The following is a 14,567-nucleotide window of genomic DNA, read 5'->3' as shown; positions in this document are numbered from 1 at the left end:
TCAACTTGCTCAACGACTAACAATTTAAAGGCTAGTGAATAATCGCACTGAGTGCGCTTTCTTTTTGAAGGGATTGGCTTTTCCATAATAGGTCTCCAATGTGTAAACCTATTTCAGGACGGGACAAGCTGACTTTCTAATAAGCCGCCATTTTGGCGGCTTTTTTATTGGCGTGAGCGTGTATTATTCGGTGCTCTTTTTAATGGGGGCTATCACTTTAAAATAATAGCGCTGTCAGTTGTGGCGGGTGCCGGTATCTTCATTTTGACCAGCGGCGTTTACAAACCTTTCCTGCTTCAAATGAACGTCCTCCCTGCACTGTGTGTATTCAGAGCCAGTGCCTGACCCTATCGAGCTCTATCGATCTTGACTCATCGCTCCGGTATTAAATAGCTTGATTGCTCACGACCCAGGGGCTCTGCTGGCTCCATTCAAGCAATAGGGTTTTGAAGCATCTTATCTTCAAAGGAAGAACACGGTGCATCTGGTGCATGATAAGCAAGTTGTGCGCAAATGCGTCGTAACCTGGCAGTACCTCGACAAGGTCGCCGTTGGCTAACTTGTCAGTGGCGTGATATGCAGGGATGTTAGCGATCCCCTGGTGCTGCTCAGCGATTAACATCGCTGTCGTATAGGCGCTAAATGAATGATTGCCAGTGGCGTTGACACTGTATTCGGTGCCTTCTTTAAATAGCCGCCATGTATTCCAGTCGCGCTGATGACTATTGAGAATGCATTGGTGTTCTATCAAATCTTGGTGTGAGTGAGGCACCCCATTTTTTGCCAAGTATTGAGGGCTGGCAACTAAGATGTTTTTAAGCGTGCCGACGTGGCGTGCCACTAGATCATCAGGGCTACGTGTAACGGCTCTGAGGGCAATGTCATTATGCCCCTCTTTGAAGTCAGTGATCTGATTAGAGAAATTTAGCTCTAGCTCCACATCGGGGCAGGTTTGACGAAAAGCAGGAAGGATCTGCTCGATGATCACATCGCCAAGTGTTAATGGTGCAGTAAAGCGTAGTGTGCCTTTATCACTGTTAACGACTTCCTGTACCTCTCTTTCCGCATTTTCAGAGAGGATCAATATCTGCTCCGCTTTTGTAAATAGCTGCTTACCTGCCTCGGTAGGACAAATACTGCGGGTGGTTGTGTGTAACAGGCTTGTTTTCAGTTCCGATTCTAATGCTTTCACATGCCGACTAAGTAACCCCTTTGAAACATCCATCACTGCGGCGGCGGCAGAGAAGCCGCCATGACGGACAACGCGGTAGTAGCTCATTAGGTAGGTAAGATTCATGGGGATAATCCAAGCTCTAATTGACTCTATTTTCAGTACAATAAGTTTCTTTTACGTTGTTTTTTATCACAAACATTGAAATTAAGCTTAATCGTGAACTTAATGATGATAAGGACAACGGAGATGACCTACCGATTTTTGCTCGTTGCTTCACTAATATTCGCCCCCTTTGTCTGTGCGACCCCTACAGAAACCATTAAACAAAATGGCTTGGAGCTGAATCTGTTTTACGGCAAGCGATCCACCGTGAATGCATACCTGTTTTCTGATGGAAAGGAACTGATACTACTCGACGCACTCGATTCTGTGGACGATGCACGACAGCTGAAAATACTGATTGATCAGCAGCAACTGCCGCTCAAACAGATTTTTATTAGCCATGGGCACCCTGATCATTTTATCGGCCTAGCAGTGCTTAACCGAGCGTTTCCTAACGCTGAAATTGTTGTGGCCTCAGAGGGCATTAAACAGGAGCTGATTGGCTGGGCGAATTGGATGACTGAGCGAGGATGGATGCATATAAGCATGATCCCCAAAAGTGAAAAGGCGCCCAGAGGGTTTGATTATGAGAGGCTAATTAAAGTGACTAGCGAAAGTCAGCTCGCATTTGATTCGGGAAAGACGCTGCGTATTGATCGCGGCAACCTGCCTACGGAAACCGTGCACTACGCCATGCTTTATAGCGAAGATTTGCACGGTTTGTTTATGGGCGATCTGGCGTCTAACAAAGTCCATTTGTGGCTGGGTGAGGGGGTTGACACGCAAAGTCTCGAAAACTGGCAGACCCTCCTTGCGGTTATCACCAAGCGTTATCAAAGCACTGGCGTCACTATCTACCCTGGCCATGGTAAGCCTGCACCGCTTTCTCTTTTACGCGAGGTTAGCCAATACATAGATGTGTTTAAGTTTGCGATCAGAACCGGCGGTAACCAAGATGCCGTACAGACCAAAATGATGGCGCTATTTCCTGATTATTCAGAGTCCGGCTATTTGCCGTTCGGTATCGAGCAGCACCTTGTTGTACAGACTGCAAAAGCTGATGGGCATTAGTGAAAATTGGATCAAAGAGCCCATAGTTATTGAGCTGGGTTTTGTATCCTTTTGACTGATATTTTTCATTGGAAGCAGGCATTTAGAGCTTTCTGTTGAACGATAGTTTTTGATATCAGGGAACAGCCTTAATTTTGTGAAGGGCCTTACCAAGCCCTGTTTAGGCATCATATTCCTGACTATACGTTGAAAGAGATCCGCGATGCGAGCAATAAGGCTTGGGTGTTGGGAGAAGGGCGCTTCAAAGAACAGATCGCCGAGCAGACGGGGCGCAGGACAAGCCCGCTTGGCCGAGGTGGAGATCGAAAGTCTGCGCACTTTAAAGGGCTTTCCGGAAATCAATGACTCTGATCCTATCGCTCGACCCCATCGATCGGCGCTCATCAATCTCCCCGGACAGGAAAGTGTGCCCCGGGGAGTTGAGAGTGAAATTAAACGTTGTTGGTGTTGGACGCTAGCTGTGGCAGGTATTCAGCATTGATTTCCAGTAACTCGTCCAGCACTTTGCGGGTTATCTCACCCTTGCGCACCATAGGGTTGATAGTCAATGCCTGCAACATGGTGCCATAATCGCCTGTGACTGCCGCTTCTACCGTCAATTCTTCGAACGCTTTCATCAGGCGCATCAGTCCAACCACGGCGGGGTTTTCAAACCGTTCCACATTCAATGGAACCGGGCCATTGGAGGTGATCACGCTGCTTACTTCTACAGCGCAGTCCTCCGGCAGTTCTTTGATTGTACCGTTGTTGCGCACGTTGACATGCATGATGGTGCGTTTGTCATTGTGGATAGCGCTGATCAAATCACAGGCAGCATCGGAGTAAAACTCACCTCCTCGGCCGGCAAGTTGTGGCGGTTTGATGTTGAGGTTCGGATCCTTATACAGTTCGAACAACTCCTGTTCCATCTTGGCGACGATCTCGCCGCGGGTACCGTGTTCTTTCTCATCGGCAATTTCATCCAGCATGATCTGGTCCGGCAAATAGTAGTATCTGTGGTAACAACAGGGCACGACACCGAGGTTTCTTACTTGGTCCGGATCCCACTTGAACGGCGGGATGTTCTTGGGACGCAACGGATCTGGGTTGTCAGCGACAATATTCAGTACTTCCTTCATCCTGTCCTGACCCTGATGCCATAGGTGACGGATATAGATAAAGTGATTGAGACCAGCGACCTGCAGCTGGTATTCGTTTGGTGCCAACCCCAGATGTTTTTCCAGCCCTTTTTCCGTCAATACCGGCACATTACAAAGGCCGACAACTTTTTCGATATTACTGTATTTGAGGACGGCTTCGGTCACCATGCCTGATGGATTGGTGAAGTTAATCAGCCAGGCATCAGGACACAATACTTCCATGTCTTTACAGATATCCAAGATGACCGGAATGGTGCGCATCGCCTTGGCAAAGCCGCCTACGCCATTGGTTTCCTGGCCAATCATGTCGTACTTGAGTGCTGTACGCTCGTCACGTACACGCGCCTTAAGTAAGCCAACTCTGAATTGCGTGCAGACGAAATCAGCCCCTTTCAGTGCCGCTTTACGGTCCAGCGTGATATGAACGTCAAACAGGTTCCCAGCCTTTTCCACCATGCGTTGCGCCAGCGCGCCAACGATCTCAACTTTTTCTTTGCCTTCTTCGCAGTCCACCAGCCAGATCTCCTTTATAGGCAGTTCTGCATGGCGCTTGATAAAGCCTTCAATGATCTCTGGGGTATAGCTGGAACCACCGCCGATGATGGCTACTTTCAAAGTGGACTTAGTCATGTGGGGTACCTATATGGTTGCTTGGTTCAGTTGATGACGAGATTGTAATATTGGGATGTAAACGTTGGAATCGACGTGTTTTTGACCGAGCCATGAGCTAAATTCATGGCAAGGGTGCGAAATGGTTCTAAAGGAAGCTTTAAGTATGAGCAATTCGCTTGACAGCGGACAGCTACTGCGACGCAGTAGCCTGACTGCATTGCAGTGTTTTGAATGTGCCGCGCGGCACCTTAACTTTACTCACGCGGCTGAGGAGCTGCACCTGACACAAAGTGCGGTCAGTCATCGGATCCGTAATCTTGAACAACAATTGCGTTATAAACTGTTTTTGCGAACACCAAAACAACTGAGTCTGACAGGTGAAGGGCGACGGCTATATGACGTCGTTCACCATACGCTCGGTCAGCTCTATGCTGAGCTTGAAGCCATCGATCATGGCAGTGCTACCGGCTTATTGGTGTTGGGGGTTGTACCGACTTTTGCTCGTCATTGGCTGGTGCCACGTCTGGCAGATTTTCACGATAAACACCCGAATATCCAGGTGAGGATCCGTGTACGCGCCAGCGTGCTGGACTTCAATACAGACCCGGTAGATGCCGCTATCTATTACGATGAGCATGCCTTACCCGGTGTGCAAACGCAGGCTCTGTTTGACGAAACCTTATTCCCTGTTTGCTCCCGCGCATATGCGGATAAATTCGATTTGTGGAACAAACCGGAGAACCTGCGCCAATGCCGAATATTACATGACATTGAGGCGCTTCATGCTGAAGAGGTTTACAGCGAGTGGCTGTTGTGGCTGAGAGAGTCTGGCAACGAACTAAGCCAGGCGCATCTGCAGCGTGGAGACATATTCAATCACTTCGATTTAGCCCTGGTTGCCGCCATGAATCATGCCGGCGTAGCGATGGGGCGAGAGCAACTCGTTAGATCGCGTTTAGACAGGGGAGATCTGGTTACACCTTTTGGCTTTAGCGTCAAATCACCGCGTTGTTACTACTACTTGTGTGGGCGGGAAAATGCCCAGCGCCCGAGGATACAGGCATTCACCAATTGGCTAACCAGCCAGCTTACGATCTAGTTAGAGGTTTCCGTTTCAGCCATTCGACAAGCCAATGAATTTGCGACCAAAGCTAGGGATGAGGAGCGATTAGCCTGAGAGCTGTCGTGGGTGGCCTATCGATCGCTTGTCGATCTAAATCAATTAACTGCTTGTTTTAATGTACTTTCATTGAGAGTTAATTTAGCGTTGTATGTTCTATAGACGTCACCCAAACGTCATAAGTAAGCGGAAAGCAGCGCGGTCGTAAGGAGTTTTCATGCAGGTTGCTGGCATCAAAGGAATGCACCTTGGGCGTATGTTCCGGTTCGCGTATATAGCTTTAAGTGCTGTGGCATCGGTATGGATAGCGTCGGGGGCTTTGCATCAAGGCTTGTGGTGGCTAACGGCGGTGATTGTCGGCTTTGCTTTGCTGACACTCTGGGTGTTTGGGCTAGATAAAAACAGGTCTTGGCGGCTGCTTTATCCTGCGCTGGCGGTGGGAATATGGTGTGTGCTACTGCCCCTTGGACATACGATCGCAACGTCGTTTAGTAACTCTTCTGGTGCCCACCTTTTGACCTACGAAAAGGCCAAAAGTTACCTTTTAGCCCAGACCTTCATTGCTTCGCCAAATGACAGCTATACTTCTGCTTTGTATCCGGATGGTGAGGCTTACCGGTTAGTATTAACCTCCTCTACAACGCCTGTTCGGCACTATCAAAGTCAGCCTCTGATCATCCAGACCCGCCAATCCATCCGAGCAAATAAGTTAGCTAATGATGCGTTTGATTACATCGATGAACCGCAGCGCCTAACGTTTATTGATGAGCTACCTGTCGCTGATAAAGCGAGTATTCGGGAGATTGTTTACCGGCGCGTCCATCTACAAAAAATCACATTTATCCGTTCAGATGATCCGCAGCAGCGGGTTTTGGTCATGCAGGGGTTGCGTAAGTTTTCCTATCAATTACCGAAGTATGTTGAGCTCAATGAGCCGCCAGAGTTTACCCGCTCCCTGATCTTGCCAGATCGTGAGATTTTCTTGGATCAAGAATCGAAAAAGTATCTTGCGGGTGATTGGCAAACTGGCGAGTTTCGTTATCTGGATGGTGAAGGCGCTTTTGTTGCCAATGATGATGGCGATAACTTTGCCCCTGGGTTCGTTGTTCATGTAGGACTGGACAACTATTGGCGATTGCTCAGCGACAAGGGGATACCGTTGGGGCAAGTCGCGTTGTGGAATGTCGCCTTTGTGTTGATTGTTGTTGCTGGCGCATTGTTATTGGGCGGGAGTTTGGCGATTAAGTTGAGCAACCAGCGGCTCAAAGGACGGCGGTGGTTGTTTGTGCTGTTAATGATGCCTGCATTGTGGTCTTTGCCACAGGCGGCGTTGATCAGTAAAGGATTGTTTAATCAAAACTTTGGTGAGTTGAATCTGTTACTCGACGCATTTTTTGGGGTTAAGCCGGAATGGTTTACCACGCCTATTTTGGCGAAAATAATGTTGTGCATTGTCGGTGTTGTTGCTGTGTATCCATGGTGGCTCATCGTTGTTCGTTGGCTGATTCAGGTTGCGCCATTGTCGTTGCAACAGGATATCGCTGTTGGTCGCATCAGTAGCGGTTTGCTGAATTATCTTAAGCCGCGATTGATGCTGCTGACGGTTGGAGCAGCGTTCATATTTTGCTGTAGCCAGTCATTAGTTCAGCTATTGACCTATGGAGGCCCTGATATCATCGGTAGCTCGGTGCCTGCGGGTACAACAGATACATTGAGCTCCATGGCCTACCGACTTAAGTTTGAAGGTTATTCCGATGGCGGTCTATCGGCAGCACTGAGTTGTGGTTTGCTTTTGCTGTTGGCCTGGCCGCTATATTGGTTTTGCCAACGTTTGGCTATATGGATTGAACAGCAAAAGCAGTGTGATGATGTTGGCGCGACAGAGCATCAACCGGAGCGCTCCCCTGAGGTCACTACGTCACACTTACTTTCCTCATCAACTTGGCGCGCCAGCGGCAATATGTTGTGGATGCTTCCTCTGGCCGCGCTGGTGCTTTCTCCGCTGTTGCTGGTTTGGTATCTATCATTCAGGGAGGCCAACTTCGCCGTCAATGCTGTTTGGGATGAGGTGTATTCACTTCAACACTGGTGGCTAGCTTTTGGCGTGGGCTTTCTTGAGGCTGATGGAGGTGTTACACCGCCGCCGTTTCCGGTGATGCAGTGGCTGTGGAATGGCTTTAAGGTCGGTGGTTTGTCGGCATTGCTGATCACCCCTATTGCCGTGGTTGGTGCATATGGCTTGTCCCGTCTTACAGATCGCACTCGTCAACGGGCATTAGCTGGGATCTTGTTCGCTTTTTTAATCCCTACCTCGGCGTTGATGATTGGCAGTTATAGATTTCTCGAATGGATAAGCGACGCTGTGAGTTGGTTGGGTGTTAATACTCACTTCGGCTTGGTGCTTGCTTATCTGCCGCACGCATTGCTATTTGTGGCTGTCGCGTATTGGTGTGGTATTGGCCGTTTGCCTGGTAATGAAACCGACGGTGAAGATGATATGACTGTTCATTCGACATGTCTTCGTCATCGTAGCTCAGTCGCGCTGATCTTTTTTGCTAGCTTTCTCATTTGTGGTTTTGAGGGGCCATTAGCTAGCGTTATTTTACAAGACGTGGATTTAATGACACCGGCGGTTGGTCTACAGCAGTATCTTTATCCCTGTAATTATTTGTGGGGCGATTTTGCTGTTGCGGCTTTGCTTACCACCTTACCTTATGCAACCAGTTTATTGATTGTGCTGATGCTGATGAATAAGCAGGTGATCTTAAACGGGAGACCAAAAAGAGCAGAGTGACTGATTTTGGTTTGCTTGTATTGCGCTTACGCTAACCGCTAAAAAAAGCCGCTATATGGGCGGCTTATTAGGAGGGTGTTTTAAGACAAAGGGCCCCTATTTGGCGAGGCCCTTTGTGGCGTGTTACAAGATTTCGCCAGTGGCGGCATCAATAATCACTGATGAGCCATCTGTACTTGAGAACTCATAAGCAGGTACCAGTATTTGTGTTGACGCATTTGTTTCCTTGTAGCCTAAGCAAGGCTCAGCGCTCACAAACTTGATAGTTTCGGTACTTTTGTAGAAAGCGGCAATATCATCGGCTGCCGCCTCGATTGCTTGTTTCACTGAAAGGATCTCCAGTGAACCTTTTTGCGCACGTTTCTTCAACAAGCTCCAATTGTATTCAGATGCAGCAATACCACTTTCATCAATTAACAGTGAGATATAGTCGCTTACGGTATTGCTTCTGACGGCGAGTGAATCAACCACTCGTTTAAAGCGCACTTGATAACCAATACGCTTGCCATCGGCAGAGATCGATGTGACCCGATCAAACTCAACCCCATCAAAGGAGGCTTTGTCTTCGACCCATTGAGTGGCCATTTGAATGGCTGCATCTTCGGACAAGGAAGAGAGTGAAAGAGAGATCATATCCCTATGGCTTTGTTGCTCTTCAAAGTCTTTCTGTACATTGAAGTGGGCATTTTCAAATGAGATACCACGTTTAGCCGCTTTAGTGATCGATGACGCGACAAGCACTTTGCCATTAGCAAATGGGGTGAATGTATCGTTTGTTTTAGTGCGGGCATTTGCTACATCAGCTTCATAGGTCACTACACGGTCGTTGTCTTTGGTATAGATAACCCAGCGATCATAAAGTGATGATTGCTTATTATTGATTTCATACCATATTTGCGGATAACTTTTGCCTGATTCAATACCATTGGCAAGATCTCGTGCAACTTCATTATCGGTAAAGTCATACGAGTTATTATTGTATCCCATGATATTCTGTGTGGTGCCAACAAACTTAGATTTCCAATCTCTGTCACCGACGGTCAGGCATGTCGCAATGACCGTGTTTTCTATCGCTACTTTGTCTATATATGAGCTGTACCAACCACCATCAGAGGTTGATATGTAGCCGGTAAAACCATGTCCTGTGTGGTACAACAGTTTAGCTTCACGGCCCAGATAGTCTGTCAATTCGGCACTAGAAACGTTGTCATCATCAAGTACCCACTCGTAACCCTGTCCACGCATGGCATTAGCAAAAATATTTTTGTCATCAGGGTCTAGGTCATCATAAACACTGGAAGTAATAATGGTGTCATCCATTGAGCCCCCACCGCCAGTATCGCCATTGGCATTCATGTTGTAGGTGTAATCTTCATACTCCCACGCGCTATTTTGGTAGCTCCACAGGCGCACATAGATAGTGCCACTATTTGGAAGGTTGCTTATTGTGGTGCTTTGCTGGCGAATGGCACTTTCGCTTTCAAATATGTCGGCACCACCAACAGATGAGCCTACATCGAGCCAGTAATAACCACTGTCATTTGTCCAGCTTAACGTAACGCTGTTGCTGGTGAGTGTTGAGCCCGCATTTGGGGTGATGGGTGATGAACTATTGCCGCCAACATCCATGCTATAGCTGTAGTCTTCATACTGCCACTGACTAGCGTCCCAGTCGTAGTAGTAGATCCGTACATAAACAGAACCACTGTCTGGCAAACCATCAAGGGTGTAGCTTTTTTCCTGAAAATAGCTATCGGAATCGTATATATCAGTCCCTCCCTTAGAGGTCCCCGCACTGATGTAATAGTAGCCTCCGGGGTGGTCCCAGCTAAATGTCTCGCTGTTACTCGTTAATGTAGAGTTAGCTGCGGGAGATATCGTGCTCTTCGCAGACTTATAATACGCATCTTTCAGCATTGGATATTGCGCTTGGGCATAAGCGGTGCCAACGCTAGATGACACAAGCAAACTAAGAAGAACATACCTAATCATTAAATACTCCATTAATTAGTGAAATTATATCTCTTGGTTAAACCAATACTATGAGTTAAGGCCATAGTTGGATTTCAAGCTTAAAAAGAAATCTCTAATTTCGAATAAATTAAAAACTTTATTAAAATTGGAAGGTTCTATTCCTATTTAAAGGATAGAGTTCGAGCGGGAAGAGTATATAAGTGTTAATTTATTGCAATGGAGTTAAAGTTGTTAACATAATCCAAATCAATTTTTATGTTTTAATGTGATAGACTAAATTAGTTGTTGGTTTGGTTTTAAGTCAGATTTATAGTTTAGACGTTTGCTAATGATTCTTTATTTTGAATGAGGTCAATGCCTATTGTGTTGATTTTTAGCTACTTTATTTTTTGAGTTAAACGCTCTGATGGTTTTAATTCTAATTTACCTATTCATTTTTTAGCTTTTGTTTATTGTTGTGGGTTTTATCTCTTGGCTTTGCTGGTGAATTGTTGTTTAATCGCGATGTTTTAAATTCTATTAACATTATTCTGTTTATTGGCTATTTATTTGTTTTGCCTTTTTTAGGTTGATATGTTTAAGTTGTTTTTATAGCCCTCGGTCTTAAAGCAACGTTACGTAAGCTCGGTTTTTATTCTCTGGAGGATAAGTGAGTAGCACAAGAAAATATCGTTTGATGAGTTCAGTCGCAGCCATTGTATGCTTATTTCAATCTCCGTTATCGGTTGCGAAACAGGTTAAAATTTATAACCCTGGTTTTGAAAGTGATGCGGCTTGGTCTGGTTGGACGGATAGTGAGCCATCTTCTATTTCTGGTGTGGCTCATTTTGGTAAGAGGTCGGCTAAGATCGCAGGACAAGGTGGCCGCTTTTATCAGTACATTGATGTTGAGCGAGATACTGATTATCAGCTTATCGCCCATGTAAAAGGCAGTGGCAAGGTGGGGGTCATCGCTGGTGACACACGCTACACCGAGCAAGTCAGCAAGCAGTCAAACTGGAAGCGAGTTGTAGCCGAGTTCAACTCTGGTGATAACGGCAATATTGAGATCTTTGCTGAATATTATAAAAGCGAAGGCCGCTTTGATTCATTCAAGTTAATTAAAATGGATGCTGGATCAGTGCCGGTTCCGTCTGATCCGAATACTGGTGTGTGTGGCGACCTATCTATGTTGCAGATCTACTCGGCAACTGACGATGGGACTAATGACGGCCATGGACCTGAAAACACGCTTGATGGGGGACTGGGGAATGAATCTCGCTGGTCATCTAAAGGATTGCATAAAGAGCTGGTTTTTGACTTAAAAGATCCGTCGGTGGTCAAGGCAGCGGCGTTTAAGTGGTACAAAGCGCGTCAGCGTATTTCCTATTTTGATATTGAAACCTCGATTGATAAGGCTAATTGGCAGCGTGTATTGTCTAACGGCGAATCAGCATCGGATCACCCTGATTTTTTTCAGGTTGATATAGAAGATAGCGAAGCCCGCTATGTGAAAATTATTGGTCGTGGCAATTCGGATAGTGCTTGGAATAGTTTGATCGAGGCGCGTTTGTACGGCTGTGTCGATGGTCAAGATCCAACAGATCCAACAGATCCAACAGAACCAACAGATCCACCAAGCCCAGAGCTCAATCCATCATTACCTCCTTCAAGTAACTTTGATCTGTCTGATTGGTATTTAAGTGTACCCACTGACATCGATGGCTCAGGTACGGCTGATTCAATCAAAGAGAAGCAGCTAAATGCAGGTTATGAGAGCAGTGACTACTTCTATACTGGTGCTGATGGCGGCATGGTATTTGTGTGTCCTATAACTGGATATAAGACTTCAAAAAATACCTCCTATACCCGTTCAGAGCTGCGAGAAATGCTGCGCCGTGGTAATACCAGCATTAGCACCGGTGGTGTTTCTAAAAACAACTGGGTTTTTTCAAGTGCCCCTCGCTCCGCTCAGAACCAAGCGGGTGGGGTCAATGGGGTGCTTGAGGCCACGTTAGCTGTCAATCACGTGACTAAAACGGGCAGTCGCGCTCAAGTTGGACGTGTCATTGTGGGGCAAATTCATGCCAACGACGATGAACCGCTGCGCATCTATTATCGTAAGTTGCCAAACCACAAGAAGGGATCTGTCTATTTTGCTCATGAACCTCGGACAGGCAAAGAGCAATGGTATGAGATGATTGGTAGCAAAGATGATAATGCAGATGAGCCAGCCGATGGCATTGCATTAAATGAACGCTTTGGCTATCGGGTTGATGTGGTGGCGAACACATTGACAGTGACTATTACACGGCCGGGTAAAGAGGATGTTGTTAAGCGTGTTGATATGAGTGACAGCGGCTATGACGACGGTAAGCAGTACATGTACTTTAAAGCCGGTGTCTATAATCAGAATAAAACGGGGCATGATAACGACTATGTGCAAGCAACGTTCTACTCTTTGAGCAATCATCATGAGGGTTATGAATACTAGGTTGTATCGGGTATATCAGTCTGAATCCGCCTAGGCTACGTACAAATCTGCATCATCCAGTGACCATCGTCATGCGTTAGGTAAAGCGACTGTTTTACCTAACGCCTTTTTATCTTGTGCTGATTGTTTGTTGACCAATGTTTGGCGCTTTGCTTTGATAACCGAGTTAGAGGAAGCGTACGCACCGTATTGGTAGTAAGAACCTCTCGGTGCTGATTAGCATAATGAAGGAGAACAAGATGCAACGACATGGAAAGAAACGTGCGTGGTGTGTTCTGGCTTTTATCACGCTTTGGCCACTGATTGGTTGTGCGCCATCAGACCAGCTAACCCCTCGTTACTCTTTGGTCGGTGAATGGATTGTCACTTCGATGGAAGGGACGGATTTGGTGACTAATACTCCCATCACATTTCGCTTTGCTCCCGATGAAACGATTGCTGGTACCGGTGGTTGTAACCAATTTTCTGGTGCCTACTTTGTGGAAAACGATGCGCTGCGCTTTGGCCAGTTCATGGTGACAGCGATGAACTGTAAGAAGGCGCAAAATGCCCAAGAGAAGCATTTCTTCGCCAATATGGGGTTGGTCAATCAATTCGAGTTGGCGGGGGATACTCTGTTACTGATATCCGGTGACAGCGACATCGTTATTACCGCTAAGGCGATGAATTAATACAGACGTCTGATTGTTCGTTGTTCCGGTGTTGTGGGGGCAAAGACGTTGGTAGCGACTTATATCGCCCCCATGAAGTATGTGAGGAAGCAGTTGGTTACTACTGCTTCCGTATCCTTTTCCAACTTACGCTGTGCGAATGGCTATTCAGGCCGTGGGCATCCATCACCGTGGGCAATCCTTTCTACTTCACAATGAAAGGTGATCGGACTGTCTTCGCAGGCACAGATGCGTCGGGCGCATGCTTCGGCGGTCTCTTCATCTGGAGCCCAGAATGGCGGTGCGGTAGTGCAGCAAAAGTCATTTTCTTCGTTATATACGCGCATGGAGTAATGTTCTTCCGCACGGCCTCCTGCACACGGTGCACACTCTGTGCAAGGTGCAATCGCTGGATCATCGGAGCCCCCGCCACCGGGGCAGTCGCATTCGCCACTGCCATGTGAAGCTGGACCTGGATCCCAAGTGCAGCCAGGCTCGCAGGGCGACGAGGAGCAAAGCCCAGTCCTGTTGTTCCAATATAATCCTTCACAGCAGCGGTCTTGGCTTGAAGCTGTCATGCCGTCAGTGGCACAGCAATAGGGGCCATAAGGGCCGGTACGTATTTGACCACTGCAGCAATCGGATGCTGGCGCATCGCTGTCGAGGGCTGCGTTGTTTCCTCGGCAACATCTATCGTTTTCACAATTACCTGCTTGGCAGCAGTTTGTTTCTGCGGTGCAGGATTCTCCTATATCAGTGCAGTCTTCGCTTTTACTTGCCAGGATCGCTGCAATGCCAAAGATCACGATGAAGGCGAGTATCAGTGGGCGAATAATTGTCCATTTCGGCGTTTGGTTATCCATGAGTGGTTTTCCTCGAGGTTGTAGCCAATGCAATTAAAAACGCCGTCCCAGCACCTGCCAAGATGGCGACAACATCACGGAGGTCAAAGGTGCCGCTGTACAAAATGCAACTTAACATCGTTGCGTGATCCTCTATCTCGATGGCTTGTTCCATGCGCTGTTGAATGTAACTCGCGAAGATGGGTAGCTGTGCCAATTCGAACAGTAGGTTAGCTCCGCCCCAGAATGAGCAAACAATCAGTAAGTTTTTCCGGCTGGGGTTGACCAGGCTAAGGCTAAGTAATGAAAACCCCAACGGATGAACGAATGCGGGCAGTACCAAGCTAAATTTGACGAAAGGTTGTACTAGAGGTTGCAGTTCGGGGAAGTAGTCGGGCAGGTAGGGTAAACCAATGGCTGGACGTACGAACATATATACAGCGCTACCTAGCACCAGTATGGCAATGCTTAAACCAAGCTGTACGACATTAAACAGCTGACGAGGGGGAGCCATCGCCTGCCTTCCTTTAACGAGTATTGAAGATTACAGCACCGTCTTAAGCATAGATCCGGCACGCAAAATAACCACTCTGAGTGTGTGGTTTATTCCCTTCCC

At 47.2% G+C, this 14,567-nt stretch carries 10 protein-coding genes; 5 read left to right on the top strand and 5 right to left on the bottom strand.

Features of this window, described 5'->3' with window-relative positions:
* Window positions 1-385 precede the first annotated feature (385 nt).
* Entirely contained in the window at window positions 386-1,297 is a 912-nt protein-coding gene (locus DU002_RS13055; RefSeq protein ID WP_114338831.1) for a LysR family transcriptional regulator, read from the bottom strand.
* Between the two features lie 123 nt (window positions 1,298-1,420).
* Here DU002_RS13055 and DU002_RS13050 point away from each other — a divergent pair, with 123 nt between their 5' ends.
* Window positions 1,421-2,347 (top strand): MBL fold metallo-hydrolase, encoded by a 927-nt coding sequence (locus tag DU002_RS13050; RefSeq protein WP_158538057.1) that lies wholly within the window; start codon window positions 1,421-1,423, stop codon window positions 2,345-2,347.
* A 431-nt stretch (window positions 2,348-2,778) separates the two neighbouring features.
* On the opposite strand, the gene DU002_RS13040 is transcribed toward DU002_RS13050, so the two are convergent.
* Window positions 2,779-4,116, bottom strand: coding sequence for a 6-phospho-beta-glucosidase (locus tag DU002_RS13040; protein ID WP_114338829.1), 1,338 nt, complete (start codon window positions 4,114-4,116; stop codon window positions 2,779-2,781).
* Window positions 4,117-4,261: 145 nt separating this feature from the next.
* Here DU002_RS13040 and dsdC point away from each other — a divergent pair, with 145 nt between their 5' ends.
* Together dsdC and DU002_RS13030 are read left to right on the top strand one after the other, a co-directional pair.
* Window positions 4,262-5,197 (top strand): DNA-binding transcriptional regulator DsdC, encoded by a 936-nt coding sequence (dsdC, locus tag DU002_RS13035; protein WP_158538056.1) that lies wholly within the window; start codon window positions 4,262-4,264, stop codon window positions 5,195-5,197.
* Between the two features lie 238 nt (window positions 5,198-5,435).
* Window positions 5,436-8,012, top strand: coding sequence for a hypothetical protein (locus DU002_RS13030; protein WP_114338827.1), 2,577 nt, complete (start codon window positions 5,436-5,438; stop codon window positions 8,010-8,012).
* A gap of 123 nt (window positions 8,013-8,135) precedes the next feature.
* Here DU002_RS13030 and DU002_RS13025 read toward each other — a convergent pair whose 3' ends face one another.
* Window positions 8,136-10,004: a hypothetical protein gene (locus DU002_RS13025; protein WP_114338826.1), complete on the bottom strand. Its 1,869-nt coding sequence runs from the start codon at window positions 10,002-10,004 to the stop codon at window positions 8,136-8,138.
* 631 nt (window positions 10,005-10,635) lie between these two features.
* On the opposite strand from DU002_RS13025, the gene DU002_RS13020 reads away from it, so the two are divergent.
* Window positions 10,636-12,459, top strand: coding sequence for a polysaccharide lyase family 7 protein (locus DU002_RS13020; RefSeq protein WP_233496497.1), 1,824 nt, complete (start codon window positions 10,636-10,638; stop codon window positions 12,457-12,459).
* Window positions 12,460-12,698: 239 nt separating this feature from the next.
* Window positions 12,699-13,130 (top strand): META domain-containing protein, encoded by a 432-nt coding sequence (locus DU002_RS13015; protein WP_158538055.1) that lies wholly within the window; start codon window positions 12,699-12,701, stop codon window positions 13,128-13,130.
* Window positions 13,131-13,273: 143 nt separating this feature from the next.
* Here DU002_RS13015 and DU002_RS19280 read toward each other — a convergent pair whose 3' ends face one another.
* Both DU002_RS19280 and DU002_RS13005 read right to left on the bottom strand, forming a co-directional pair.
* On the bottom strand, window positions 13,274-13,972 hold the full coding sequence (locus DU002_RS19280; RefSeq protein WP_130566537.1) for a hypothetical protein: 699 nt from the start codon (window positions 13,970-13,972) through the stop codon (window positions 13,274-13,276).
* Window positions 13,965-14,465 (bottom strand): hypothetical protein, encoded by a 501-nt coding sequence (locus tag DU002_RS13005; protein WP_114338822.1) that lies wholly within the window; start codon window positions 14,463-14,465, stop codon window positions 13,965-13,967. Before DU002_RS13005 ends, DU002_RS19280 begins: the two co-directional genes overlap by 8 nt.
* Between the last annotated feature and the right edge of the window lie 102 nt (window positions 14,466-14,567).

The sequence above is a fragment of the Corallincola holothuriorum genome (assembly GCF_003336225.1).
In the GTDB taxonomy this organism is placed as follows: domain Bacteria; phylum Pseudomonadota; class Gammaproteobacteria; order Enterobacterales; family Neiellaceae; genus Corallincola; species Corallincola holothuriorum.
Note: the sequence above shows the minus strand (reverse complement) of the source record. Positions and strands in the feature narration are given on the sequence as shown.